The following is a 24940-nucleotide window of genomic DNA, read 5'->3' as shown; positions in this document are numbered from 1 at the left end:
GCAACCCAAGGGGTCATTGTTCGTTTGTTGTCTGAAGCGGAAGTCCTTGCTCCTGCTCCTTTTTGACCAGGAAATCAATTTTGTCGGATGCGGGGCGTTGCTTGACCGCGTACTCGATGCGGCTGGCCACGCTCCGATCTTCAAACCGGGCGCTGGCAGCCAGGACAACCGGTGTGCGGGAACGGGTGTATTTGGCGCCTGTTCCCGCGTTGTGCTCACGGAGTCTGCGTTCGATGTCCGTGGTTATGCCGCAGTACAGTGTGTCGTCCGCACAGCGGAGCAGATACACGGTCCAGGGATGATCAGAAGCGGCCATGACAACGGCTACAGACGGCCTTCCTCCACTCCGTGACAGGCCACAAAACGACCGGTCTCGGGCTCAATCAACTTGGGAATTTCGTGCCGGCAGCGATCCTGGGCATGTGGGCAACGGCCGTGGAAGACGCAGCCCGGAGGCAGGTTGATGGGCGTGGGTACATCCCCGGAAAGTTTGACGTGGCTGCCCTGCTTGGTGACACCCAACTGCGGGATGGCCGACAGCAGAGCCTGTGTATAGGGGTGCATCGGAGAACTGAAGAGTTCCTTCTTGGTTGTCAACTCGCACAGGGTGCCCAGATACATGACCGCCACACGGGTGGCGATGTGCTCCACCACCGACAGGTCATGGCTGATGAACAGGTAGGTCAGGCCGCGCTGGTCCTGGGCGTCCATGAGCAGGTTCAGGATCTGGGCCTGGATGGAAACGTCCAGAGCGGCAATGGGCTCGTCCGCGGCAATGAACTGCGGGTCCACCATCAACGCGCGGGCGATGCTGATGCGCTGGCGTTGACCGCCGGAAAATTCGTGGGGATAGTTGTCTGCCCAGCCGGGACGAACACCCACTTGGGTCATGACTTCAGCGACCTTGTCGTGCACATCCCCGTTGGAGATGCCGGGGACATGGAAGCGCAGGGGCTCCTCCAGAATCTGGCGCACGGTCATGCGCGGGTTCAGGGAGGCATAGGGGTCCTGAAAGACCATCTGCATCTTGGTGCGGTAGGGCATCATGGCCTTGGGCGACAACTGATCGATGCGATGCCCTTCGTAGTGCACTGCTCCGGAAGTGGGGGGGTACAGCCCCATCACGGTACGGGCAAGGGTCGACTTGCCACAACCGGATTCACCGACCACAGCCAGGGTCTCGCCGGGCAGGATGCCGAGGGTGACATCGTTGACGGCTTTGACCACGGTCTGTTTACGGGTCACGCGTCCGCCCTGGAGGCGTAACTGCTCCAGAAATCCGCCGGAAATATCAAAATGCTTAACGAGATTATCAATCTCAAGCAGGCATTTGGGTGTTTGGGGTTCAACTTTCATGATCAGTCTCCTACACGCAGTGGCAAGCCACGAGGCTGCCGCTTTCCCGAGAGGTTAGCGCGGGCATCTCCTCGGAGCAGATGGTGCACTTCTTGGTGCAGCGGGGGTTGAAAGCGCAGCCGGAAGGCATGTTGTACAGGCTGGGCATGATTCCGGGGATCTGTTCCAGACGAGCCCCCTTGGCGCCAGCTTGCGGCAGGGCCTTGATCAGTCCCTGTGTGTAGGGGTGCAGGGGGTTGGTGACGATCTCCTGGGTCAGCCCCATCTCGATGATGCGGCCAGCGTACATGACGGCGATCTTCTGGGTCACCTGCGAGACAACGGCCAAGTCATGGGTGATCAGGATCAGTCCCATGTTGTCCTTCTCACACAGCTCCAGCAACAGATCCATGATCTCGGCCTGGATGGTCACGTCCAGAGCCGTGGTGGGCTCGTCGGCGACGATCAGGCTGGGATCGGTCAGCAGCGCAATGGCGATGACGATGCGCTGGCGCATACCTCCGGAAAACTCGTGTGGATACTGCTTGAGGCGTTTTTCCGGCGAGGGGATGTAGACCTTGTGCAACTTCTCCAGCGCGATTTTTTCGGCATCGGCCTTGGATATGTTGCGGTGTGCCTGCAGGGTCTCGACCATCTGAGTGCCGATGGTCAGAACCGGGTTCAGGGTCATCATGGGGTCCTGGAAGATCATGCTGATCCGATTGCCGCGGATCTTGCGCATTTCATCTTCCTTCAGGGCTGAGATGTCCTGGCCCTCGAGGATGACCTTGCCGGTGTCGATGAATCCGGGCTTGCTGATCAGGTTCAGGATGGCAAAGCCGGTCACGGATTTGCCAGCCCCGGATTCGCCCACCAGGCCGAGGCGTTCGCCGCGGTTCAGGGTGAAGCTGACATTGTTCACCGCAGGGAGAGTGCCTTTTCTCATGGCAAACTTCACGGTGAGGTCCTGGACGTCGAGGAGCTTGTCCCCGTTATGCTGTTCGGGCTGTATTTTCACGGCTCTAGTTCTTGTAGAGTTTGGGGTTCAAGAAGTCCCGCATCCAGTCGCCGAGCAGGTTGATGGCCAGAATCAGGCCGACCAGCACGATACCGGGGAACAGGGTGATCCACCACGAGCCGCTGAAAATGTATTCGAAGCCGGACTTGATGAGCGAGCCGAGGGACGGTTGGGTCACTGGCATGCCCAGTCCGATGAAGGACAGGGCGGCTTCGCTCATGATGGCATTGGCCACCTGTACGGTGGAGATGACCAGAACCGGCGTCATGGTGTTGGGCAGGATATGGCGCCACATGATGCGCCAGGCGGGCAACCCGATGACCCGGGCGGCTTCAACGTATTCCTTCTTCTTTTCAGCCAGGACCGAGGCGCGCACGGTTCGTGCGTACTGTGGCCATTCGGCTAGTCCGATGACGATGATCAGGAATGGGACTGCTATTTCCTCGTATTTGCCCACTCCGAAGGCCGTTTGGAAGATGGCTCCCAGAAAGATCGCGACCATGTATGTCGAGAATGAGAGCTGGACATCGGCCACTCGCATCAGCAGTGAATCCAGCCGTCCTCCGGAATAGCCGGAGATCAGACCGATGCTGATGCCCAAAAAGGCCTGCAAGGCGACGGCTCCCAGACCAATGAGTACCGAGACGCGGGTTCCGTAGAGGATGGTGGACAGCATGTCACGGCCCTGGGCATCGGTGCCCAAGGGGAATTTGGCGTCGCCGCCGGGGCTCCACATGGGGGCCATTTCGGCGTCCATGACATCGATTTGTGCAGCGTCATAGGGATTGGTCGGTGCCGTCAGTGGCGCAGAAAAACCGGCGATCAGGAAAAAGACCAGCACGATGAAGCTGCCAATGGCGACCGGGTCGCGCAGGAAACTGTAAATGAAGAATGAATCCTTGAATTGTCTGAGTCTGCCCATGCTACTTCCTCCCTGCCACGCGGACGGTGGGGTTCACCATGCCGTAGATGATGTCCACCAGAGTGTTCACGAAGACGAAGATAGCGCCCACGAAGACGAGATAGGCCACGAGCAGCGACGAGTCGGCGCGTTCCACGGCCTCCAGGAAGATGAAGCCCATGCCCTGCCATTGGAAGACTGTCTCGGTGAGAACGGTGAAGGCAATCATGGTTCCCAACTGCACACCACCTACGGTGATGACCGGCAACAGCGTGTTCTTGAAACCGTGTACCAGCAGTATCCGCCACGGGGCCAGGCCTTTGGCGCGGGCAAACTTCATGTATTCGGCTTCCAGAACTTCCTTCATCTCGGCGCGTACCAGACGGATGAACAATGGGAGCATGACCGATGACAGGGAGATTCCGGGCAGGATCAGGTGGCGTAGGCCGTCCTTGGTGAACAGTCCGGAGTCCCATGGGCCCCAGACGTTGACGGTCTCTCCCCGCCCGTATGAGGGCAGCCAGCCGAGTTGAACCGCAAAAATATAGATCAGCATGATGGCCGTCAAAAAGACCGGGATGGAGACACCGACCACACTGCCTCCCATGAGGAAACGTGAGAGGACCGTGTTTGGTTTGACGGCGGCATAAATGCCAACGGGTATGGAAATGAGGATGATCATGATCGAGGAGACAAGGACCAGCTCAAGGGTCGCCGGTGCTTTCTTGATGATGACTTCCATGGCGGGCTTCTTGAAGAAGAAGGATTGGCCCACATCGCCGTGGGCGGCATTCTTCACAAAACGTACCCACTGGGTGAGCAGGGGATCGTTCAGGCCCAGATCGTCGGCGATCCTGTTGCGTTCCTCAACGGAGACCGAGATGCCGACCAGATCACGGACGGGGTCACCAACGGCTTTCTTGATGGCAAAGCCGATCATGCTGATGACCAGCATGACGATCAACGCCTGGGCGATGCGACGGACAATAAAAGCGAACATGGTTGATTTCGTTGGTTGGGGTTAGCAGGCCATTCAAAAACAGCCACCTGCATTGTTGCTGCGAAAAATTCAAACTCTCACGCATTGCTCATACGCCACGATCTTGAATTTCTCTTGCGCCGTTCTGTTTTTCTTCATCCGTAGGAGTCGAGGCTCGTCAACGGCTGAGGATTACAGTTCACAATTCTTGAAGGGTCTGCATGAGCAATCGCCAACCCGAGGGGTTGACCCGAGGCTTCAATACGGCCCGCAATCCCAGTTTGGGCTTGCGGGCCGTGGAAAACCTCCGGAGGAGAGGGGACTACACCCTCACAGGCTGAATGACAACCCCCTCTCCATCTTACCGGAAGACTTGAATCATTAGTCCATCTTCAGGTTCCCGAAGTACGGGAAGTTCATGACGTTGACGATTTCGTCAGCGTTCTTGACCTGGGGAGAAACGGCCCAGGACAGGTACTGCCAATGCAGGGGAATGAAGGCGGCATCGTCGTAGAGGATGCGCTCAACCTGCTGCAGCATGGCGGTACGCTTGGCAACGTCGGTTTCGGCGTTGGAGTCGGCAATCAGCTTGTCGACTTCGGGGTTGCAGTAGTTGCCGCTGTTGTACTGGCCAAGGCCGGTGTCGGCGTTGAAGCACATCAGCAGGTACTCGGTGTAGTTGGCGGAGTCTTCGGTGTCAGGGTGCCAGCCGATCATCTGGATGTCAGCGGCGCGGGCATCGAACTCATCCCAGTACTGAGCCTTGGGCATGGTCTTCAGTTCGACCTTGATGCCGATCTTGGCGACCATGGAGGCGAAGGCCTGGGCAATCTTTTCGTCGTTCACGTAACGGTTGTTGGGAGCGATCATGGTGCAGGTGAAGCCGTTTTCGTAGCCGGCTTCCTTCATCAGCTGCTTGGCTTTTTCCAGGTCGAAGCGGGGCTTCAACTCGGCAACGTAGCCCAAGTAGCCTTCGGGAGCCTGCTGGGCGGCGGCCATGGCCTTACCCTTCATGATCTTCTCAACGATACCTTCGTTGTTCACGGCGTAGGCGATGGCCTGACGGACCTTTTTGTTGGCCAGTTCAGGACGGCGCTTCTGGTTCAGCTGCATGGTGATGATGCGCGAACCGGCCATGGTGATCAGGTTGACATTGGGGTCCTTCTCCAGGCGGTCGTAGTCCTGCGGAGGAACGGGCATGATGAAGTCCACGTCACCGGAAAGCATGGCTGCCACGCGGGTGGCGTCTTCCTTGATCGGGGTCAGGATGATCTTGTCGACGTTACCTGCCTCGGTATCCCAGTATTCGGCGAACTTGGTGAATTCCATGCGAACGCCCTGCTCGCGATGGGTGACCTTGTATTTGCCGGTGCCGGACTCGTGAGTCAGAGCGTAGGAGGGGCCAACCTTGACGATGGCGTCCTTGGGATTACCGGCTTCATCGGTACCGGTGTAGAACACGCTGTCCATGGGGAAGATGTAGGTGGCCATGTTCAGCAGCAGCGGATAGGGCACCTTGGTCTTCAGCTCGACGGTGAAATCGTCGATGGCAGTGGCGGATTCAAAGATTTCGAACAGACCCTTGAAGTCAGGGCTGATCTTCAGGCGGTTCACGGTCCAGACAACGTCCTTGGCAGTGAAAGCATTGCCAGAGTGGAACTTGACGCCCTGACGCAGGGTAAAGCGGACGGTCAGGGGATCAGTGCGCTCCCACTTGGTGGCCAGACGGGGCTCGAACTGCATGTCCTTGGTCCAGCGGACCAGGGGATCAAACACCATGTGCGAGTACTGCAGCATGCCGCCGGACAGCTGGACATGAGGGTCCAGGGATACGGGGTCGGCATCCATGGCCAGGCGCAGGACACCCTTTTCTGCGGAAACCTTGGCTGCCGCGGCAGGTTTGGCCTCTTTCTTTTCCACTTTTTCTTCTTTCTGCTCGCCGCAACCGGCCATCAGAGCGATGGACAGGATGAGCGCGATCAGCAATGCAAAACGTTTCATCAAACACCTCCGGATAAAGTTGAATCAGCATTTAACACCGGCATCAGTTATGATGCACGGCGTGTGAGCTCACAGGGGTTGCCCCTTGCCCGTTATACGGGCATAAATGAAGTCATATTTCCAGAAAAAACAAAAGAAATACTCAATGATCCCGGAATTCCAACCCTTTTGCCACCCCCTGCGAAAGGCACCTGTTGGTTTCCCGGGGACGGGATCTGGACGATCCTTACCGATTCTGACGATTTGGTTACAAGGAATGAACAAAAAGAACAAGCTTATACACAATAATCCATTATCTGTTGATGGTTGTTGTGGCCGTGAGGAGGTCTTGTCGTGAAAACCAGTCTGGTTCAGAGCGCAGGGAATGTCGTTCTTGTCAGTTTGTCCGGTCGTATGGATTCGGCAGGGGTGCAGGCTGCATCTGATGAATTCAAGGGTCTAGTCACCTCTGCGGGCAGGAATACGGTGATTGATATGTCCGGGGTGGAATTCATGGCATCTGTGGGCATGCGTCTTTTCATCGAGGCTCAGAAGAATCTTGACGAAAAGGGAGCGAAGCTGGTTCTGGCCGCTGCCCGGCCCTTGGTGGAAGAGGGACTGCGTATCGCCGGTATCGACAAGATGGTGACAACGACTTCAGACGTGCCAGCGGCCATGGCCCTGTTTGATTAAGGCCGCCCGGCCCGGAGAGAAAGATGTCAGAAGCAGCCCTGTCGCTCAAGATGGATCGGGATTGGCAGACACTGGCAGACTGCGTCGAGCAGGTCAGGGGCTTTACGAGTGCCTATGACCTTGGTGAGCGGGCGAGATATGTACTGGAGTTGGTGCTGGAGGAAATCCTGTCCAACGCGGTGCGCCATGTGCCTGCGGGCGAGCGTCGAGGAGTGGGGGTGACGGTGACCGTTTGCGGACGGGGAGTCAGTGTGATGTTCGAGGACCGGGGTGTTCCCTTTGATCCGACGTTCGAGGCTGAGCAGCGGGAAGGCCTGAGCGGTGACGAGCACGGGGGGTTTGGCCTGCACCTGGTGCGTAATTTTGTGGATGCCTGGGAGTATTCGCGCCAGGATGGGCAGAATACGTTGACCGTCGAGATTGAGGGGGGAAGCTGACGCGTCTTTACGAGTGCTGAGACAGCAGAGCCCGGGCGTCGACCTCGTCCATGGGCCGGCCCAGGTGGAATCCCTGCACCATGTTGCAGCCTAATTGCCTGACCTGTTCCAGTTGAGCTTCATTTTCCACCCCTTCTGCGACGACTTCAAGCTCCAGCGCCTGGGCCAGGACCACGATGGCCTTGACGATTTCCTTGTTTTCCTCGGTCTCGAGCAGATCCACAATGAATGAATGGTCGATCTTCAGGGAATCCATGGGCAGTCGCGACAGATGCGACAGGGAAGAGTAGCCGGTGCCAAAGTCATCAATGGCCAGCTGCACCCCCAGAACTTTCAATCGCTCCAGAATCATCTGCGAAGCGTCCGGCGATTCCATGACAGCGGTTTCCGTGAGTTCCAGCTTCAGGCGATGAGGTGGAAGATTCGTCTGGTGCAATGTCCGGCGCACCATGGCCAGCAGGTTGGTGTGCGAGGCCTGTTTGGCGGACAGGTTGACCGAGATGGTCAACCCCTCGTTGGAGCCGGGGAGCGTGAGCCATTCGGCCATGGTGGCGCAGGCCTGTTTGAGGACCCATTGCCCGATGGGGATGATGATGCCTGTCTCTTCGGCTACGGGGATGAATTCCGCAGGGGATATCGGACCGCGTTCGGGGTGATGCCAACGGATCAAGGCCTCGAATCCGCTCAGGGCTCTGGTTTGGGCGTCGAAAATCGGTTGATACTGGAGTTTGAATTCTCTGGCAGCCAGTGCCCGCTCGAGGTCGTGTTCCAGGGCCATGGCCGCCATGGCGGCAAGGTGCATGGTGCGGTTGAAGACCCGGAACAACCCCTTGCCCTGCTGCTTGGCCTGGTACATGGCGATATCCGAGTCCCGCAGCAGTTCTTCGGAGCTGGCGTAGTCCTCGGTTTTGATGACGATGCCGACACTGGCTGTGGTGCGTAGCTCGTGATCTCCCACCATGATGGAGGCGGAGACAGACTCCTGAATGCGGCGCACGATGTGAACGACCTGCTGTGGTTTGTCGAATTCCTCCAGTAGAATGGCGAATTCATCGCCTCCCAGACGAGCCAGGGTGTCCACTGAACGCAGTACGGGGGCGATGCGTCGGGCCGTTTCCTTGAGGACCTCGTCACCGGTCAGGTGCCCGTGGCTGTCGTTGATGATCTTGAATCGATCCAGATCCATCATGACCACGGCAAAGCGGTAGTCCGTGCGGCGTTCGGAGCGCCGAATGGCTCGTCCCAGGCGCTCCATGAACAGGGCTCTGTTGGGCAGGCTCGTCAGGTCGTCATGTAGGGCCTGGTGAGTGAGCTGCTCCTCATTCATATTGCGTTCGATGCCCAGAGCCACCTGTTCGGAGACTGAAGACAACAGGCGCAGATCTTTTTCGCTGTAGCGGTTGGGGTCCTCATAATCATTGACCGCCATCACGCCGATGACCTTGTCCTTGATGATCAGAGGGACGCCCATCCAGACTTCTGCGGGGGCTCCCATGACGCCGAATTTCAACTGCTGCTCACGGTTCATGATCAGGGGTTTGGCCTGGTTGAAAACCGCCAGGGTCAGGCTTTTCCCCTTCAGGGAACTGATGGCGACGGGCTCCCAGGGGATGCCGTGTTCCTGGTCCTTGGCGTAAACGAAGTCGATCAGGTCGCGTTCCGTGTCCACAAGGGCAATATAAAAGGTTTCGGCTCCGATGTGTTCAATGAGAATGGCGTGCACCGCGGCATAGAGTGTTTTCAGATCTCGTGTGGTGGTGACCGCACTGGACATGGCCAACATGATGGCGGAGACGGTTTCGTTTTCCTTGCGGGTGTTGATGTCTGAGATGGCACCCAGAATTCGCGTGGTTTGACCGTCGTCATCCACGACGCCGGTACCTCTGTCCAGGACCCAGTGATAACTGCCATCCCTGCGGCGGACACGATATTCCACGGCAAAGGAGTCCTCGCGACCTTCGATGACGGCTTCCTCGGCACTGTTGATTTGTTCCACGTCGTCGTGATGCACGTGGGATTGCCAGTGACCGGGAATGCTCTCGAATTCCTCGTCACTATACCCGAGAATCTGCTTGCAGCGCGGGGACAGATAGATGCTGCTCGTTTCCAGATTCCAGTCCCAGATGCCGTCGTTGGCCCCCTGCACGGCCAGAGCGTAGCGCTCCTCGCTTTCGCGGATTTGCTGCTCTGCAACCTTGCGGTGCGTAATATCGCGGATGGACTCGATACCACCCACGACATTGCCGTTATTGTCCAGAAGTTGGGAAGCCGTGGCCCAGACGTGAGCGCCTTTGCCTGCATACGCGTTGGGGACGAATGTCTCGGCGTAAATGGCGTGGCCGTCACGTGTGACGGAATGATACCGGCCGATCAGCTCGGTGTAGTCTTTACCCACCAGGTCAATCAGGCCGGGGCGCCGTTCTCCGTAAAAAGGGACCGCGTATTCAAAATTGCCTTTACCAAGCATGTTTTTGGCCTTGAAGCCGGTCATGGCGGCAATGGCCCGGTTCCAGGCAATAACCCGACCTTCATGGTCAATGACGAACGTCGGGTCCGGCAGGAATTCGACTATGTCCAGAAGCCGTCGGTGGCTGGCCTGGATGTCTGGCTGCACTGCCTTGCGGTAGGTGAGGAAACTCATGCCTGCAAGGCACAGCAGCAAAAGGGCTCCGATGATATGACGCTCATGGCGAATGGCAGTCATGGAGGCATTGACTTCGGTGTCCGGGGCGGACAGGGCGATGATGATGGATTGGTCGCCAAAGTGGGCAGTTCGCCAAGCGACAAGCTTGCGGGTGGGTGGACCATCTTGGCGCAGGATGTAGGAATAACTTCCGGTTCCGGAAGGCTCGGAGAGCATGCGCGTATCTATTTCCAGGACTTCGGGGTGACTGGCGTGGAGCCCGTCAAAGACGTTTCGCCCGATGAGTTGCGCCTCATGGTCGAACAGAACCTGCCCTGTGCTGCCAAGGATGAAGGCGGCTCCATGCTGGCCAGAGCGCAATGGGGCGATGTGTGTTCTGATGACGGTGCCCAGATCGACGATGCCGGTGAGAATCCCTCTGAATTTGCCATCAACCAGGACGGGGTAGAAAAGCCCCATGGCCTGGATATCCCGGGATGCATGAAGCGGAGGGACAAGGGGCAGGGCGCGGCCATCTGAAAAGGTGGACCAATACTTTTCGGACCAGTCGAGAAGGAGCCGGGTCGCTTTTCCTCCTGCAGCCTTGCCGCCCGATTGGGCGACAATGGAATCCGGGGCATCAAGATAGGCCAGGGTAAGCAGGGTTGGGATGTTGACAGTGGTGGTGTCCAGCAGGGTCTGGATGGAGGAGACGTCTCGCAGCCCGCGTTCAAGCTCGGGAAAAGAATACTGGGTGTAGATTTCCAGCGCGGAAAAAACCTCGTTCATGCGCGAGTGCATGGCCTGAGCGGCCAGCTGTACCTGAAGGGATTGCTGCTCGTTGAAGATGGCCTCATGGCGGATGACGGCCCGACGGTCGGTCCAGAGATTGAGCGTCCAGAAGATCAGGAACAGCAGTAGCAGCCCCACGCCATGGAGCAGGAGATAGTGGCGTTGTGTGGTCGGTTTAAAGGGGGAGACAGGGCGTGGCATAGATGCTGACTATAACGATCGGCTTTGGAATAGACAAGGTGGAAGACAGGGGGCGAAAAATCAGGCCCGCAACCGGAGCTGCAGGCCTGAAAAAATGGAGTCTTTCGCCGTTATTGATTCTGTTTCGCCAGGTCCATGAAGGTGGCGCCACAGTATGCGGCCAGATTGAAGGAGGCATAGTTGTTGACCGGGTCTTCGGCATAGCGGAATCCGAGTTTGGATTCGGGCTGGTACTGAGCCACGGTCTCATTGGAGCAACTGAAGTGTGGACACTGGTTGTTGTTGCAGACCAGGATGATACCCCATCCGGTCTCCGGTGGTCCTTCCCAGGGCAGCAGAATTTCTCCGCAGTGGGGGCATTTGCGATCGGTTGCAATATCCATAGTGAATCTCCTTGCTCATTCGAAAGAGCTTATATGTCTTTGTCGTTGCCAACGTGCAGCAACTAAGGCCGGATTGATGTTTTGTCCAGTGCCGCGCGATGGAGATGAATTATTTTTTTGCCATGGGGATCAGTTCGCGGTCCCAGGTGATGCCTTGGCGCAAGGCCTTGGCCGGTGCCCCTGCAGCCAGGCTTCCTGAGGGGATGTTCCCGGTCACAACGGCTCTGGCTCCGATCACGCAGTCTGCTCCGATGGTTGCCCCTTTGAGAAGCATGGCCTCCAGCCCCAGCCAGACATGATCCCCTATGGTAATGTCGTCAGAGGGGTTCAGCCGCTGGCCTGTTTCCGTGTCCAGAATGGAGTGGGCGTCACCTGTGGCAATGGTGACACCGCGTGAAACCAGACAGTCGCGCCCCAGAGTGCAGCGGGTTCCTTCGAAAATGCTGGCTTCCATCTCCAGAATGAAGCTGCCATCCCCCACTGCAAACAATCCTTTGCCGTGGAGCAGGCGCAGGTTGAGGGCCTCGATTTCGCAATGAGCCCCGATATGGATGCGATGGCCACTGCCGCGCAGGGTCAGCGTTGTGTTTCTGAGGCGGGCATAGCGACCGAAGATAATGGTGTTGTCATTGCCGATGATGTCAAGAGTGACGTTGTCGAAGTCGCAGTCCCTGTGCTGGATTTCGTTGTCTTCGCCGCGCATGGCGAGGTGGATATGGTCGCTCATGTCGTTTTCCTGTCCGTCTGCTTGAGCTGTCTGGAGTTGAATCCGGTGTCGTCCAGTCCGCATCCGGCATCGTAGATGCCCACAAGTTGGTCAATCCTGCGGATGGATCGGGCGCGTCGGGCATAGCGCAGGATGTTCAGGTAGTCGGATTCATAGCCGCCTTCACCCTGCCAACCTCCACAGCGAATGGTGATCAGTTCGCGGGACAGGCACAGACACAAGGGGTCGATGTTGCCTTGGCGGACCAACTCCCTGCCAGGGGCGTCTTCGGGCAGGAAAGGCTTGTCAAAGGCCCGGCTGACATCGATGCGCCCAACCTGCATCTCGTATTCCAGGCCTTGGAGATACAGGCTGAAGGCCTCTGGGGTCAGGGCGTTGTCATCATCCACGAAGAGCACGAATCGGCCTCGCGCTGCCCGGAGCAGGGTGTCGCGAATGGCGTTGCCGAAGTTGCCGTCATGGGGCAGGTCGAAGAAGCGGACGTAATCCGGTGCGGGATGACCATCTGGGCTGGTGCGCTGGCCTTTGACTCCGTCAAAGCCCACAAGCATCTCGACTCCTGCGGGAGGCAGTTCTGCAATGGCGTAAGCTGCTGCGGCGTCGACACTGGCAATGGCCTGGGCCAGGGCCAGAGGACGATTCCCACGGCTGGGGGTGATGACGGAAAATAGTGGTGGTTGTTTCTGCGGCATGGGCACTCCTAATGAATGTTCACAAAGGTACAATGGCACCGACAGGTTGGCAACGCCTGCCGGGAGCATTGGAGCTTCCTGTGTGGCCTGTTCTTGTGGTGTTGGAAAAAAAGGCAGATATCTTCTTGACACCCGTGGCCTAGGGCAATATAGATTCTCTTCCCAAACGCAGGGTAGGCCCGTAGCTCAGGGGGAGAGCACTTGCTTGACACGCAAGGGGTCAGCAGTTCAAATCTGCTCGGGCCTACCATTTTTTCTGATTATCAAGGGAGGCTTTGGCCTCCCTATTTGTTTTATGGATTTGGAAGGTCAGGCTCCTATAATAAGGAAACTACATCGGGAGACGATTCGTGCAGATTTCCGTTGGTGGAGAAGTTGTCGAGGCGCAGGCGGGTGATACCTGTGGTGATGTCCTGAGTAAGGCATTGTCCAAGAAGAAATTCAAACAGGTGGTGGCCGCTGACTGTGGTGGAACCATTCTGGACCTGTCCAGGCCCATTGGCGACGGTTGTACAGAGCTGCAGGCCGTGTTCGAAGACACTCCCCAGGGGCTGGACGTGATCCGTCACAGTGCCGCCCACATCATGGCTGAAGCCGTGAAGCGGTTGTTCCCCGATGCGCAGGTGACGATTGGGCCTTCCATCGAGAGCGGCTTCTTCTACGATTTCGATTTTGAGCGTCCCTTCACTCCCGATGATCTCGAGGCCATCGAAGCCGAGATGAAGAGCAGTGTCGGGCGTGATCTGCCTTTTGAGCGGAGCGAGGTGTCCAAGGACGAGGCCAAGGCCCTGTTCGAAGGCCTGGGTGAGCACTACAAGGGTGAGATCATGGACGATCTGGGCGGTGAGGAGTTTTCCCTCTACGCCCATGGTGAGTTCACCGATCTTTGCCGTGGTCCCCATATCCCCTCCACCGGCAAATTGAAGGCCTTCAAGCTGATGTCCGTGGCCGGTGCCTACTGGCGCGGTGACGAGAAGAACAAGATGCTGCAGCGCATCTACGGCACGGCCTTTGGTTCCGAAAAGGATCTCAAGAAGCACTTGAATCAGCTGGAAGAGGCCAAGAAGCGTGATCATCGCAAGCTCGGCCCGGCGCTGGATCTGTTCAGCTTCCACGAGGAAGGTGGCGCGGGCATGGCCTACTGGCATCCCAAAGGCGCGTTGCTGCGGACCATTCTTGAGGACTTCGTGAACCACGAGATGCTCAAGCGCGGTTACGACATTGTTCGTACCCCACAGATTTTGAAGCGCGAGCTTTGGGAGACCTCGGGCCATTATGAGAACTATCGTGAGAACATGTATTTCACGGAGATCGATGATGTGCCCTATGGCGTCAAGCCCATGAACTGCGTTGCGCACATGATGATCTACAACACGGGGCTCAAAAGCTACCGTGATCTGCCCAAGCGATATTTCGAGTTCGGCGTGGTCCATCGCCACGAGATGTCCGGAGTGCTGCACGGCCTGCTGCGTGTGCGCCAGTTCACTCAGGATGATGCCCACATCATCTGCCGTCCGGATCAGTTGCATGACGAGATCAAGGGAGTCATGGACTGGATTCAGGCGCTGATGGGGCTGTTCGAGTTCGAGTGCATGATGGAAATCAGCACCCGCCCCGAAAAGTCCATTGGTTCTGAAGAGGACTGGGAGCGCGCCACCAGCGCATTGATGAACGCCATGGATGATATGGGTTTGCCGTATCAGATCAATGAGGGCGACGGTGCCTTCTATGGTCCCAAGATCGACGTCAAGCTGCGTGATTGCCTGGGCCGCGAATGGCAGTGCTCCACAATTCAGGTGGATTTCACCTTGCCAGAACGATTTGACATGGTATACATCGGCGAGGACGGTGAAAGACACCGCCCCGTTATGGTCCATCGGGCCATCATGGGTTCCGTCGAACGCTTCATCGGAGTGCTGACCGAGCACTATGCCGGAGCCTTCCCCACCTGGCTGGCACCAGTCCAGGCGCGGATCGTGACCGTGACCGATGCCCAGAAGGAATTCGCCGAAACCGCCTTGACGGCCCTGCGTGAACGTGGGGTGCGTGTTGAGGCGGATTTGCGCAATGAGAAATTGGGTTATAAGGTTCGTGAAGCGCAAGTACAAAAAATTCCCTATATCTTTGTGATAGGGGACAAGGAAGTGGAGTCCGGCGGCGTGAATGTGCGTTTGCGGGGCGAGAATCTCGGCCTTAAAACTTTTGATGAGGCCGCAGGAATGGTACTGACCGAGTGTCAGGAACCGTTCAAACGAGGAGGAATGAGCTATAGCTTCAGCAGCTACCCAATCCCGGTGTAACAGGCAGATCCGTGTGCGCGAAGTGCGCGTGATCGGGGCCGACGGCGAGCAAGCGGGCATTATGGCCACTCAGGATGCATTGCAGATGGCAATGGATCTGGGTCTTGATCTGGTGGAAGTCGCGCCGAATTCCCGGCCACCCGTGTGTAAGATCATGGACTACGGCAGGTACAAATACCAGCTGCAGAAAAAGCAGCAGGAAGCCCGTAGAAAGCAGAGCACGGTCCAGATCAAAGAGATCAAGGTGAGGCCTAAAACCGATGATCACGACTTCAACACCAAGTTGAAGCACGTGCTGCGTTTCCTTGAGGGCGGCGACCGAGTGAAGGTCACCGTATTCTTCAGGGGTCGCGAGATTGTGCACAAGGATCGTGGAATGATGATCCTGCAGCGCATGGTCGAAGCCGTGGGTGATCTCGCCAAGGTCGAGCAGCAGCCGCGTTCCGAGGGCCGCACGATGAGCCTTTTGCTGGCACCCATCAAATTGCAGCAGCCGTAGCCGCTCGTTCTCCGAGCTTAGACGCTAGCACCGCGCTCCGCGCGGGTATGCATATACTTGGGGAGGGCTTCGGCTCGCCCTGAGCTTCGGGATGCCCGAAGCAAAGTCGTTGTGGTTTATTGTATTCACTTGAAGGAGAGCATTATGCCCAAGATCAAGACCAACAGGAGCGCCGCCAAGCGTTTCAAGCTGACCGGCTCGGGCAAGATTTCCCGCCGCCGTCAGGGGCTCCGTCACATCCTCACCAAGAAGTCGCAGAAGCGTAAGAACCGTCTTGGTAAGGCCACTTTGGTTGACAAGTCCAATGAGAGTGCCGTGCGCCGCATGGTGCCCAAGGCCACGTTGAAAAAGTAGTTTATCCATTCATTGATTGATCGTTCTGCCTGTCAGGCCGGGGTGACCCAGGTACGCAGGTCGAAAGGAGGAAACGAACGATGAGAATTAAAAGAGGAAAAGTCGCCAAGAGGCGTCATAAAAAATATTTGAAGATGGCCAAGGGCTATCGTGGTGCTCGCAGCAAGCTGTACACCACGGCACGGGAAACCGTTGAGCGCGCCCTTGTCTATGCTTACCGCGATCGCAAGGTCCGTAAGCGTGAGTTCCGCAAGCTGTGGATCATCCGCATCAACGCTGCTGCGCGTATGCACGGTCTGTCCTATTCCAAGCTCATTCACGGCCTGAATCAGGCCGGTGTTGAGTTGAACCGCAAGGTTCTGGCTGACATCGCAGTGCGTGACAAAGAGGCCTTCGGCAAGATTGCCGAGATCGCAAAGTCCAAGGTGAACTAGAGTGTCTGAAGCGGGTTCTATTCTCGTCACGGAGTTGGAGTCCCTTGTCCCCGAATTGAAGGATGCACTGACTGGTGCATCCGACAGTGACGGGCTTGAGGAAATCAGGGTTAAGTATCTGGGCCGAAAGGGTCTTCTGGCCGCGAAACTCGCGACGTTGAAGGACCTGCCGGTTGAGGACAAGCCGTTGGTCGGCAAAGCCGGTAACGCCGTGAAAACGGAGTTGACCGAGCTGTTTGCCGCGCGCGAGGCCGAATTGGCCCGTGCCGGTGTCGACGCTGCCCTGTCCCGGTTCGATCCGACCATGCCCGGGCGCACCCCTGCCATGGGTTCGCTGCATCCCATTACTCTGGTCATGGAAGAGATCTGTCAGGTCTTTACCGGGCTTGGGTTTGAGGTTGTCAGCGGGCCGGAGATCGAGACCGACTGGTATAACTTCGAGGCGTTGAATCTGGCGCCTGAGCATCCCGCCCGCGATATGCAGGACACCCTGTATGTCACGGATAATGTGGTGCTGCGCACCCACACCTCGCCCCTGCAAATCCGTACCATGATGGAGCGCAAGCCCCCCGTGGCAGCGGTGGCACCGGGCAAGGTCTATCGTCGGGACTCCGACCTGACGCATACGCCCATGTTCCACCAGATCGAAGGGTTCCTGGTTGATCATGAAGTGTCCATGGCCGATCTGCGCGGAACGTTAACCTCGTTTCTGCAGCAGATTTTCGGCAAGGATACGCGTGTGCGTTTCCGTCCCAGCTTCTTCCCGTTCACCGAGCCTAGTGCCGAAGTGGACATCAGCTGCTGCATGTGCGGTGGTTCCGGAGAAGTTGCAGGCGCTCCCTGCCGAGTCTGCAAGCAGACTGGTTGGGTGGAGATTCTCGGCTGTGGAATGATCGATCCCGAAGTGTTCAAGGCTGTGGAGTATGACCCGGAGGTTTATACCGGGTTTGCCTTTGGCCTTGGCGTGGAGCGAGTTGCCATGCTCAAATACGGCATCGGTGACCTGCGCATGTTCTTCGAGAACGACACCCGCTTCCTGTCTCAGTTTTCTTAAGACTTAGCCACAACGACGTTTAGGGCCCCGGACCGAGAGGTTCGGGGCCTTTTTCATAAGCCGTGCCCTGCTTGGCTCCCGTCACCACCCCGTAAGTTGAAAATCGGGGCGATTCCGGGTATGCAGGACGACTTGCCGTATGCGCTGTGCGGCATCTTTCCGAAATTTCTCGCGGTCGGCCACGGGCCGGTCCGACGGAGGCAATAATCAATGCTGTTGAGTCTGAATTGGTTGCGGGAATTCGTGCCCTTCGAAGGCACGGATCAGGAACTGGGTGACAAGCTGACCATGCTTGGTCTCGAGCTGGAAGAAATCATCCATCCCTTTGAGCACCTGGCGAACGTGGTCGTGGGTCACGTGGTGGAGTGCGACAGGCATCCCGAGGCCGAAAAGCTATCCGTGACCAAGGTAGACGTGGGTGAGGCTGAACTGCTGCCCATCGTCTGCGGTGCGCCTAACGTGGCCCAGGGGCAGAAAGTGGCCGTGGCCAAGATCGGTGCAGTGCTGCCTGGCGACTTCAAGATCAAGAAGGCCAAGCTTCGCGGCCAGTTGTCCATGGGCATGATCTGCGCCGAGGATGAACTGGGACTGGGCGACAGCCATTCCGGAATCATGGTTCTGGACGAGAGCCTTGAGGTCGGTATCCCTCTGGTGGACGCCCTGAATCTGGACCAGGTGGTCTTTGACATCGGCGTGACCCCCAACCGTGCAGACTGCAACTCCGTGCTGGGGTTGGCCCGCGAGACCGCACTGGCCTATGGATTGCCTCTGACCCTGCCCGAACTCAAGCTCAATGAATCCGGCGAAGACTGCTCGGACATGGTCAAGATCGTCATTGACGACCCGGCCCAGTGTCCGCTGTTTCAGGGGCGCGTGATCAAGGGCATCCAGGTCGGACCTGCTCCGGCCTGGATGCGATACCGCCTGATTGCCGTGGGCCAGCGCCCCATCAGCAACATGGTGGATGTCTCCAACTACGTGATGTTTGAGTTGGGACATCCCAACCACGCCTATGATTTGAACCTGATCAAGGGTGCAACCATCCGCGTGGGACAGGCCAGCGACGGCCAGACCTTCACCACCTTGGACGATCAGGAGCGCAAACTCACTGCCGCCGACCTGTTGATCTGGGATGCTGAGCGCCCGGTGGGGCTGGCCGGTGTCATGGGCGGTGCCGAGACCGAAGTCCACGAAGGTACCACTGATATTTTCCTCGAACTGGCGGTCTTCAATCCGCCCACCGTGCGCAAGACCGCCCGCCGCTTGAGCCTGCCCAGCGAGGCGTCCTACCGCTTCGAACGTGGAGTGGACCAGGGGCTGGCCAAGTATTGTATCGACCGCACGGCCGCACTCATGGCCGAGTGTGGAGCCGGACAATTGCTGCCGGGTATGTGTGTGTCCGAGCCTCGTCCCTGGCTGAATCGTACTCTGCGATTCCGACGCGAACGTGCCGAGAAGCTATTGGGCATCGAGCTTTCCGAAGAATTCTGCCGCACCACCATCACTGGCATGGGCTGCAAGGTCAACGACACCAATGCCGAGGACTGGAGCGTCGAGGCACCGAGCCACCGCCTGGACCTGGAGCGCGAGGTGGACCTGTTTGAGGAGATTGCCCGTGTCTATGGCATGGATCGTATCCCCGCTGTGTTGCCGCGAGTTTCCAAGTCGCTGGATTCCATCGGCAAGGAAGATACGCGCTATACGTTCACCATGAAGCTCAAGCATTGGGCACGGGGTGTGGGCCTGCGCGAAGCGATCAATTACAGCTTTGTGGGCGACGACGAGTTGGATTTGTTGGGCCTGCCCAAGGAAGGTCGCGTCCCGGTCATGAATCCTCTGTCCGAGGATCAGAACATGATGCGTACCGTGCTGGCTCCAGGCCTGCTGGGTAACGTGCGTACCAACGTGGGCCATGGCTCCCGCCATCTCCGTCTGTTCGAAGTGGCTCATGTCTTCTGGGCGGATGAGCACTCAGAGACCACAGTCAACGAGCCCACCCGTCTGGCGCTAATGGTCACTGGCCGTCGCGAACGCGAGCGCTGGCCCTGGCCCGCTGAAGATTTCGCCGAGTATGAAGATCTCAAAGGCTTTGTGGAGCACCTGCTCCAGCATCTGGGATTGCCCGGGGCCAATTTCAAGACCGTGGAAGGGCATACCTACCTGACGCCTTGTGTGCAGGTGATTGTGGATGGCCGTTCTGTGGGGCTGCTTGGCTGCGTCAATGGCGATGTGGCAGACCATTACAACGCCCGTCGTGACGTCTGGCTTGGTGAATTGGACGTGGACCTGCTGCGTGAGATGTTCGAGGCTCTGACTCCCGGATTCGAACCCTTGGCCGTGTACCCGCCCATCCGGCGCGACATCACCGTCATTGCGCCTGAGGGATTGTCCGTGGCTCAGATCATCGGAGCCATCGAAGGCATGAAGGTCGATCTGCTGGAAGACGTGACCATGGTGGACCTGTACGAGCCCGAGGGTGAGGCTGTGCGCAACGTAACCGTGCGCCTGACTTATCGCCACGCCAAGAAGACCCTGAAGGACAAGGAAGTGGACAAGCGTCACTCCAAGGTTGTCGAGGGTTTGCTCAAGGCGTTGCCGGTTCGCGTGTAATTCTGCCATATTGACCGTGAGCCGTTGATGTAAATCTCAAATGGTCGTATGCAGGGGCTGATGTCCATGTCCGTTATTCTGCGGCACTCCTGGCGGGGTGCTGGCGGAGGCGGCATGGAAGGATGTAAGTTGGATGACCTGTTGATTGGGAGATACAGATGCTGGGCAGAACATACCGTATCGGCAAGGCCGCCGAGTTGCTCGGATTGAATACATCCGTGCTGCGGTATTGGGAGTCCGAGTTCTCGCAGATCAGGCCCATTCGAACGAAGAAGGGCCAGCGCCTGTATAACGACGATCATCTGGCGCTTTTGGAGCGCATACGGACGTTGCTGCACGGTGAGGGTCTGACCATCGAGGGGGCTCGTAAACGCCTGGAGCAGGACTTGCGAGGCGAGAATGAGCCGCCTCCCTGTGAACCGGGGCTGGATTCCAGCCTCAAGCAGGAGCTGCGCGACGAGCTGATGGAGTTGAAGCGGCTCCTCAGTGACAGATAAAATTAAAACCCCGGCAAGTCCGGGGTTTTTTCTTGGCTGAAATCCGTGTGGCAGGGTATCCTATGGGCAAACCGAGGAGGACCCATGGAGACGGCCCTGACCTGGATGCTGACCTGCCTTTCCGTGACCGGAGTGATCCTGAATATCAAAAAAAGCAGAATGGGCTTTGTGTTCTTTGTTGTGGCCAATATGGGCTGGATCACGGTGAATGTCCGCAACGAAATCTATGCCCAGGCATTTTTGTTCATTATTTATACTGGTCTTTCCATCTGGGGGTTTGTCGAGTGGACGCGACATCCACCCCGCAGAGAGTGCAAAGATGAATAAACTTGGGCTATAATTTAATTTGGTGTTGACATTTGAACGCCCACGCTCTAGGTAATCTTTCCCCGCACGCGAAAGCGTGCTTGAGATTCGTCGGGATGTAGCGCAGCCTGGTAGCGCACCTGAATGGGGTTCAGGGGGTCGAATGTTCAAATCATTTCATCCCGACCAGAAAGTTCAAGGGCTTACGAAGAAATTCGTAAGCCCTTTTTCTTTGGTTTCAGCGTTTGTGTCCGTTATGTGTCCGCCGGTGCAAAAGAAGGCCGCGCCGGGGCCCATGAATTAGGCAAAGTAAAACCATTCCACGCTGTTCATGAGAAAGAAACGACGAGCAAGGCTTGTAAGGCTATCTAAGGTTGTGTTGCGAATATTTTTGACAGTTTTTTTCGATAAACTGACATATCGGACTATAAAATTCACCATTTCGCGCTAGACATTGCCTGCTTGAGGTGCCAAGAAACCTCGACGTGTGGCTTATTGCATTGCTCAATACGCACCACTTTAACAGCGATGTTGAAGTTTTTTTTTGACACTCGTCCCTCGCCATCCCGCTTGGCGGGCACTGAAGTGGCAACGAGGAAACAAACCGACAAGACCAACAATCAAGGATACAAAATCTATGGATAATTTACAGAAGAAATATGGATTCTGGACTGCAACTGCCATGGTTGTGGGCATTGTGATTGGCTCCGGGGTATTCTTTAAGGCAGACGATGTACTTAAAGCCTCAGATGGAGATCTGTGCACAGCCTTGTTGGCATGGCTGATCGGTGGCTCCATCATGATCGTTACCGCGTATGTTTTTTCGAAAATAGCTACCCGCATCGAACGTGTGAACGGTGTGGTTGACTATTTTGAAGAGGCTTATGGTAGCAAGGCTGGCTACTTTGTGGCCTGGTTCATGACCTTTGTTTACTACCCCACGCTGGTGGCAGTTCTGGCATGGGTTTCGGCCAACTACAGCGTGAGTCTGATTGGCTGGACAGATGGGGTCTGGACTCTTTCCTTTATATATATGACCGCCTTTTTCCTGCTCAACTATTTCTCTCCGGTTCTGGCGGGCAAGTGGCAGGTCTCTGCGACTGTCATCAAGCTGGTCCCTCTGGCTCTGGTTGCCATCGTCGGCGGTTTTGTCGGCCTGACTTCCGGCCAGACCCTTGAAAACTTTGCGCAGGCTGCCCAGATGGTTTCCAGCGGTGGTGGAGGGCTTGCCGTGGCGACCCTGTCCACTGCATTTGCCTACGAAGGCTGGATTATCGCCACTGTTATCAACGCTGAACTGAAAGATGCAAAGCGTACCCTGCCGCGGGCGCTTGTGGTTGGTGCCATCGCCGTAGTGGTCATTTACATGCTCTACTATCTGGGTATTTCCGGTGTGTTGACCAATGACCAGGTCCTGGCTCAGGGCGATGCAGCACCCGTTCAGGTGATGTCCATGGTGTTCGGTACGTTGGGTGGCACTCTGCTGACAGTGTTTGTTATTATCTCCTGCCTTGGCACCCTGAACGGTTTGATCATGGGTTCTGCCCGTGGCATGTATTCCATTGCCTCGCGCAACATGGGGCCCAAGCCCGAGGTGTTCAAGCGCATTAACGCCGCAACCAACAGCACCACCCATTCGGCATTGATTGGCTACCTGTTCTCCTGCATCTGGCTGGTGGTCTGGTACGGCAACTTCAATGGCTGGTGGGGCCAATTCATGGATATTTCCGAATTGCCCATCGCCTTCCTGTATGTCATCTACATTTCCATTTATATCTGGGTAATGAAGACCTTCACCGACCTTGGCCCGGTCAGCCGTTTCATCTGTCCGCTTCTGGCTGGTTGTGGCTCCATCTACATTATTTGGGGTGCTGTGCAGAAGGATATGTTCGCTCACTTCCTTGTGATCCTGTTGGCCATTTTCGGCATTGGTATGATGCTTATGAACGATAAGAAGGGCTAAGAGTCCGAATCCAATCGTCTTACGCGTCAGGCGATCACTGATGCAAAGAGCATTCAGAATGCCCTCGAATCCTGTTCGGGGGCATTTTTTCGTCTAATGGCGATATTATTCTCAAACCTGAACCGAAGAGATTCCCTGTTGTGTCTGGAGGGAGTTGCAAATATGGCAACCGCGCTTGCTCATTATTCTTTTGCGATTTAAATAGAATGCATGACAAATAAATACCTTCCACTTCTCGCGCTGGTCTGCACAGCTTTTGGAGTCCTTCTTGCCGGCTGTGCCGGCTCCGTTCCTACCAATATCGGCGTGCAGGGCGGGCGCTTGGCCTTGTGCCCCTCCAGCCCCAATTGTGTGTCATCCTATGATATAGACGAGCGGCACGGAGTTGCCCCTGTTGTCCTGAGTGGTAAAGCCGCGGAGGCGGGCATGGCTCATGTGCGGCAAGCCGTGGAAGCCCTGCCCGGTGCAAGGGTCGTGGGGCAGGGTGAGACCTACCTGCGTGCCGAGTTTGCCAGCCGGGTGTTCGGGTTCGTGGATGATCTGGAGTGTCTCTACGACGCCAGCACGCATACGGTACACATGCGGTCTGCCGCGCGGCTGGGGTATTATGACTTTGGGGTGAACCGGGCGCGTATCGAACTACTGAGGGAGTTGTTGAGTCACCAATAGCCTTGGGCGAGTGCTGTGGAGACAAGCCAAGCGATGGGTTTTGTGGTAGGAACAACAGTATGAACGAGAAACAGAAAAACGACTTCAAAGAACAGATCCGTAAGGAAATTGAGTCTCTGAGCGAGACCATCACGGGCCTGGCCGAGAACACAGGGCCCGTGGAGCCGGATGTCGCCATTGGGCGTTTGTCCCGTCTGGATACCATGCTCAATCAGGGCATCAACGAGGCCTCCATCGCCAAGGGGCGCGAACGTCTGCGCAAGCTGGAAGCGACCCTGAGCCGCGTGGATGATGACGAGGAATTCGGTTTCTGCTCGGAATGCGGTGACCCCATCCCCCTGGCTCGGCTACTGGCTATCCCCGAATGCATCACCTGTGTGGAGTGCGCAGAATAGGGTTTGATGTACCGCTTAAATCTATAGATGTGCAGAGAGCGGGGAGTAAACAGCCTTGGATGAAAAAATGCACGCAGCAAGTCTGTGTGCTTTTTTTGTGCGAGGGCTTTGGACCTCGTGTCTGAGTTTTGCCTTCCTCCCCATGACATCTGTCCATTTTTTTCTTTCCATATCAGATCTCTTCCAGCCATGGCTTACAGGGTAAAACAATCTGGAAATCCGTGTGAAATATGGTATCGTTTTAGAACCTGTATTATTCATGAGTCCTAAGACGAGGAGGGGTTTGATGCGTCGGTTCTGCGCCATTGCCGCTATTGTCTGCATTATGATTACTGTGGGGATGGATCTGACAGCCTCTGCCACGGAGGTGGTTTCCGAAGCACGGATAGGAGTTTTGGCTCACGATGTCCCTTTTGTAAGCTTTAATAGGGAGTCCGGAGCGGATTTGAATGCTGAGGTGCTCTTTGTTTCTCCTGTTTTTTTGCAGGCTATTGGTGCGCCCAGGCCGCACATCGGAGGGAGTTTGAATGTCACGGGGGACACTTCGCAGGTCTATGCAGGTCTGACCTGGGATGGACAGCTCGGGCGTGGATTCTTCGTTGAGGGTATGTTCGGCGGTGCATTGCACGACGGCAAGTTGGATACCGATGAAAGTGATCGCAAATCTCTGGGGACGAGTCTGTTGTTCCGATTGGGAGTTGCCTTGGGCTATGCGCTCAATGAGCGGATGAATGTCTTGCTTGTTGTTGATCATGTGTCCAACGCCAATCTGGCCTCAAGTAATGAGGGGCTTGATACGATTGGTCTGAAGCTCGGATACAAATTTTAAAAATATTGCCAGACAAGGATTTTCCCTTGTTTTCGAGCAAAGATCGCGCGGCAGGGTTGATTATGTGGTGCTGTAACGGCCACATAAAGGCGACTGAAGCGCTCATTTTTTCTTGACCCGCGCGGGTGAATGACTTAAATCGCCGTCTGCGTCTTTGACGCAATTTGCCCACGTAGCTCAGGCGGTAGAGCGCGTCCTTGGTAAGGACGAGGTCAGCAGTTCAAGTCTGCTCGTGGGCTCCAGAAAAGAATAAGGCCGACGCCATCAGG

General features: G+C 56.7%; 24 protein-coding genes and 3 tRNA genes. 17 read left to right on the top strand and 10 right to left on the bottom strand.

Annotated elements, in window-relative coordinates; genetic code table 11:
• Window positions 1-13 precede the first annotated feature (13 nt).
• The 6 genes from EL361_RS12040 to EL361_RS12015 all read right to left on the bottom strand — a co-directional run bounded on the left by EL361_RS12040 (window position 14) and on the right by EL361_RS12015 (window position 6234).
• On the bottom strand, window positions 14-316 hold the full coding sequence (locus EL361_RS12040) for a GIY-YIG nuclease family protein (protein WP_126379864.1): 303 nt from the start codon (window positions 314-316) through the stop codon (window positions 14-16).
• Window positions 317-324: 8 nt separating this feature from the next.
• Entirely contained in the window at window positions 325-1356 is a 1032-nt protein-coding gene (locus tag EL361_RS12035; RefSeq protein ID WP_126379862.1) for an ABC transporter ATP-binding protein, read from the bottom strand.
• Window positions 1357-1366: 10 nt separating this feature from the next.
• Complete coding sequence (locus EL361_RS12030) at window positions 1367-2281, bottom strand: ABC transporter ATP-binding protein (RefSeq protein ID WP_126381453.1); 915 nt, start codon at window positions 2279-2281, stop codon at window positions 1367-1369.
• Between the two features lie 76 nt (window positions 2282-2357).
• Complete coding sequence (locus EL361_RS12025) at window positions 2358-3275, bottom strand: ABC transporter permease (RefSeq protein ID WP_126379861.1); 918 nt, start codon at window positions 3273-3275, stop codon at window positions 2358-2360.
• A gap of 1 nt (window position 3276) precedes the next feature.
• On the bottom strand, window positions 3277-4254 hold the full coding sequence (locus EL361_RS12020) for an ABC transporter permease (protein WP_126379859.1): 978 nt from the start codon (window positions 4252-4254) through the stop codon (window positions 3277-3279).
• Between the two features lie 360 nt (window positions 4255-4614).
• Complete coding sequence (locus EL361_RS12015; protein ID WP_126379857.1) at window positions 4615-6234, bottom strand: ABC transporter substrate-binding protein; 1620 nt, start codon at window positions 6232-6234, stop codon at window positions 4615-4617.
• 333 nt (window positions 6235-6567) lie between these two features.
• On the opposite strand from EL361_RS12015, the gene EL361_RS12010 reads away from it, so the two are divergent.
• Both EL361_RS12010 and EL361_RS12005 read left to right on the top strand, forming a co-directional pair.
• The gene (locus tag EL361_RS12010; protein WP_126379855.1) at window positions 6568-6906 is read left to right on the top strand and encodes an STAS domain-containing protein; all 339 of its coding nucleotides are present in this window, start codon (window positions 6568-6570) and stop codon (window positions 6904-6906) included.
• A gap of 23 nt (window positions 6907-6929) precedes the next feature.
• Complete coding sequence (locus EL361_RS12005; RefSeq protein ID WP_126379853.1) at window positions 6930-7343, top strand: ATP-binding protein; 414 nt, start codon at window positions 6930-6932, stop codon at window positions 7341-7343.
• Window positions 7344-7350: 7 nt separating this feature from the next.
• Here EL361_RS12005 and EL361_RS12000 read toward each other — a convergent pair whose 3' ends face one another.
• The 4 genes from EL361_RS12000 to EL361_RS11985 all read right to left on the bottom strand — a co-directional run bounded on the left by EL361_RS12000 (window position 7351) and on the right by EL361_RS11985 (window position 12761).
• Window positions 7351-10959: a bifunctional diguanylate cyclase/phosphodiesterase gene (locus tag EL361_RS12000; protein WP_126379851.1), complete on the bottom strand. Its 3609-nt coding sequence runs from the start codon at window positions 10957-10959 to the stop codon at window positions 7351-7353.
• 110 nt (window positions 10960-11069) lie between these two features.
• A complete protein-coding gene (locus tag EL361_RS11995; protein WP_172961732.1) occupies window positions 11070-11342 on the bottom strand; it encodes a hypothetical protein in 273 nt (90 codons plus the stop codon).
• 109 nt (window positions 11343-11451) lie between these two features.
• Window positions 11452-12069 (bottom strand): acyltransferase, encoded by a 618-nt coding sequence (locus tag EL361_RS11990; RefSeq protein WP_172961731.1) that lies wholly within the window; start codon window positions 12067-12069, stop codon window positions 11452-11454.
• Window positions 12066-12761, bottom strand: coding sequence for a glycosyltransferase family protein (locus EL361_RS11985; RefSeq protein ID WP_126379847.1), 696 nt, complete (start codon window positions 12759-12761; stop codon window positions 12066-12068). Before EL361_RS11985 ends, EL361_RS11990 begins: the two co-directional genes overlap by 4 nt.
• 175 nt (window positions 12762-12936) lie before the next feature.
• On the opposite strand from EL361_RS11985, the gene EL361_RS11980 reads away from it, so the two are divergent.
• The 15 genes from EL361_RS11980 to EL361_RS11910 all read left to right on the top strand — a co-directional run bounded on the left by EL361_RS11980 (window position 12937) and on the right by EL361_RS11910 (window position 24913).
• Window positions 12937-13011, top strand: a tRNA-Val gene (locus tag EL361_RS11980).
• A 100-nt stretch (window positions 13012-13111) separates the two neighbouring features.
• Window positions 13112-15061 carry a threonine--tRNA ligase gene (thrS, locus tag EL361_RS11975; protein WP_126379845.1) on the top strand — a complete coding sequence of 650 codons (1950 nt, stop codon included), beginning with the start codon at window positions 13112-13114 and terminating at the stop codon, window positions 15059-15061.
• Window positions 15030-15560 (top strand): translation initiation factor IF-3, encoded by a 531-nt coding sequence (infC, locus tag EL361_RS11970; protein WP_126379843.1) that lies wholly within the window; start codon window positions 15030-15032, stop codon window positions 15558-15560. Before thrS ends, infC begins: the two co-directional genes overlap by 32 nt.
• A 144-nt stretch (window positions 15561-15704) precedes the next feature.
• On the top strand, window positions 15705-15914 hold the full coding sequence (gene rpmI, locus EL361_RS11965) for a 50S ribosomal protein L35 (protein WP_126379841.1): 210 nt from the start codon (window positions 15705-15707) through the stop codon (window positions 15912-15914).
• A gap of 80 nt (window positions 15915-15994) precedes the next feature.
• A complete protein-coding gene (gene rplT / locus EL361_RS11960) occupies window positions 15995-16348 on the top strand; it encodes a 50S ribosomal protein L20 (RefSeq protein WP_126379839.1) in 354 nt (117 codons plus the stop codon).
• Between the two features lies 1 nt (window position 16349).
• The gene (gene pheS / locus EL361_RS11955) at window positions 16350-17402 is read left to right on the top strand and encodes a phenylalanine--tRNA ligase subunit alpha (RefSeq protein WP_126379837.1); all 1053 of its coding nucleotides are present in this window, start codon (window positions 16350-16352) and stop codon (window positions 17400-17402) included.
• A 210-nt stretch (window positions 17403-17612) separates the two neighbouring features.
• The gene (pheT, locus tag EL361_RS11950; RefSeq protein ID WP_126379835.1) at window positions 17613-20012 is read left to right on the top strand and encodes a phenylalanine--tRNA ligase subunit beta; all 2400 of its coding nucleotides are present in this window, start codon (window positions 17613-17615) and stop codon (window positions 20010-20012) included.
• A 158-nt stretch (window positions 20013-20170) separates the two neighbouring features.
• Entirely contained in the window at window positions 20171-20509 is a 339-nt protein-coding gene (locus EL361_RS11945; RefSeq protein ID WP_126379833.1) for a MerR family transcriptional regulator, read from the top strand.
• Between the two features lie 84 nt (window positions 20510-20593).
• Window positions 20594-20836 carry a nicotinamide mononucleotide transporter gene (locus EL361_RS11940; RefSeq protein ID WP_126379831.1) on the top strand — a complete coding sequence of 81 codons (243 nt, stop codon included), beginning with the start codon at window positions 20594-20596 and terminating at the stop codon, window positions 20834-20836.
• 91 nt (window positions 20837-20927) lie between these two features.
• Window positions 20928-21004, top strand: a tRNA-Pro gene (locus EL361_RS11935).
• A 448-nt stretch (window positions 21005-21452) separates the two neighbouring features.
• Window positions 21453-22778: an APC family permease gene (locus EL361_RS11930; protein WP_126379829.1), complete on the top strand. Its 1326-nt coding sequence runs from the start codon at window positions 21453-21455 to the stop codon at window positions 22776-22778.
• Between the two features lie 210 nt (window positions 22779-22988).
• Entirely contained in the window at window positions 22989-23447 is a 459-nt protein-coding gene (locus EL361_RS11925) for a DUF1499 domain-containing protein (RefSeq protein WP_126379827.1), read from the top strand.
• Window positions 23448-23506: 59 nt separating this feature from the next.
• The gene (locus tag EL361_RS11920) at window positions 23507-23842 is read left to right on the top strand and encodes a TraR/DksA family transcriptional regulator (RefSeq protein ID WP_126379825.1); all 336 of its coding nucleotides are present in this window, start codon (window positions 23507-23509) and stop codon (window positions 23840-23842) included.
• A 286-nt stretch (window positions 23843-24128) separates the two neighbouring features.
• Complete coding sequence (locus EL361_RS11915) at window positions 24129-24671, top strand: acyloxyacyl hydrolase (RefSeq protein ID WP_232034771.1); 543 nt, start codon at window positions 24129-24131, stop codon at window positions 24669-24671.
• A 166-nt stretch (window positions 24672-24837) separates the two neighbouring features.
• Window positions 24838-24913, top strand: a tRNA-Thr gene (locus EL361_RS11910).
• Window positions 24914-24940: the final 27 nt, after the last annotated feature.

It is taken from the genome of Desulfovibrio ferrophilus (assembly GCF_003966735.1).
GTDB lineage: Bacteria > Desulfobacterota > Desulfovibrionia > Desulfovibrionales > Desulfovibrionaceae > Desulfovibrio_Q > Desulfovibrio_Q ferrophilus.
Note: the sequence above shows the minus strand (reverse complement) of the source record. Positions and strands in the feature narration are given on the sequence as shown.

Excerpts from the sequence above, each read along its gene's own strand:
- EL361_RS11915 (WP_232034771.1), top strand. The coding sequence starts at position 24,129 with ATGCGTCGGTTCTGCGCCATTGCCGCTATTGTCTGCATTATGATTACT.
- EL361_RS11920 (WP_126379825.1), top strand. The coding sequence starts at position 23,507 with ATGAACGAGAAACAGAAAAACGACTTCAAAGAACAGATCCGTAAGGAA.
- EL361_RS11930 (WP_126379829.1), top strand. The coding sequence starts at position 21,453 with ATGGATAATTTACAGAAGAAATATGGATTCTGGACTGCAACTGCCATG.
- EL361_RS12025 (WP_126379861.1), bottom strand. The coding sequence starts at position 3,275 with ATGGGCAGACTCAGACAATTCAAGGATTCATTCTTCATTTACAGTTTC.
- EL361_RS12005 (WP_126379853.1), top strand. The coding sequence starts at position 6,930 with ATGTCAGAAGCAGCCCTGTCGCTCAAGATGGATCGGGATTGGCAGACA.
- pheT (WP_126379835.1), top strand. The coding sequence starts at position 17,613 with ATGCTGTTGAGTCTGAATTGGTTGCGGGAATTCGTGCCCTTCGAAGGC.
- EL361_RS12015 (WP_126379857.1), bottom strand. The coding sequence starts at position 6,234 with ATGAAACGTTTTGCATTGCTGATCGCGCTCATCCTGTCCATCGCTCTG.
- EL361_RS11940 (WP_126379831.1), top strand. The coding sequence starts at position 20,594 with ATGGAGACGGCCCTGACCTGGATGCTGACCTGCCTTTCCGTGACCGGA.
- EL361_RS12030 (WP_126381453.1), bottom strand. The coding sequence starts at position 2,281 with ATGAGAAAAGGCACTCTCCCTGCGGTGAACAATGTCAGCTTCACCCTG.
- EL361_RS12035 (WP_126379862.1), bottom strand. The coding sequence starts at position 1,356 with ATGAAAGTTGAACCCCAAACACCCAAATGCCTGCTTGAGATTGATAAT.
- rplT (WP_126379839.1), top strand. The coding sequence starts at position 15,995 with ATGAGAATTAAAAGAGGAAAAGTCGCCAAGAGGCGTCATAAAAAATAT.
- EL361_RS11945 (WP_126379833.1), top strand. The coding sequence starts at position 20,171 with ATGCTGGGCAGAACATACCGTATCGGCAAGGCCGCCGAGTTGCTCGGA.
- EL361_RS11985 (WP_126379847.1), bottom strand. The coding sequence starts at position 12,761 with ATGCCGCAGAAACAACCACCACTATTTTCCGTCATCACCCCCAGCCGT.
- EL361_RS11925 (WP_126379827.1), top strand. The coding sequence starts at position 22,989 with ATGACAAATAAATACCTTCCACTTCTCGCGCTGGTCTGCACAGCTTTT.
- rpmI (WP_126379841.1), top strand. The coding sequence starts at position 15,705 with ATGCCCAAGATCAAGACCAACAGGAGCGCCGCCAAGCGTTTCAAGCTG.
- EL361_RS12020 (WP_126379859.1), bottom strand. The coding sequence starts at position 4,254 with ATGTTCGCTTTTATTGTCCGTCGCATCGCCCAGGCGTTGATCGTCATG.
- EL361_RS12040 (WP_126379864.1), bottom strand. The coding sequence starts at position 316 with ATGGCCGCTTCTGATCATCCCTGGACCGTGTATCTGCTCCGCTGTGCG.
- EL361_RS12000 (WP_126379851.1), bottom strand. The coding sequence starts at position 10,959 with ATGCCACGCCCTGTCTCCCCCTTTAAACCGACCACACAACGCCACTAT.
- EL361_RS11995 (WP_172961732.1), bottom strand. The coding sequence starts at position 11,342 with ATGGATATTGCAACCGATCGCAAATGCCCCCACTGCGGAGAAATTCTG.
- EL361_RS11990 (WP_172961731.1), bottom strand. The coding sequence starts at position 12,069 with ATGAGCGACCATATCCACCTCGCCATGCGCGGCGAAGACAACGAAATC.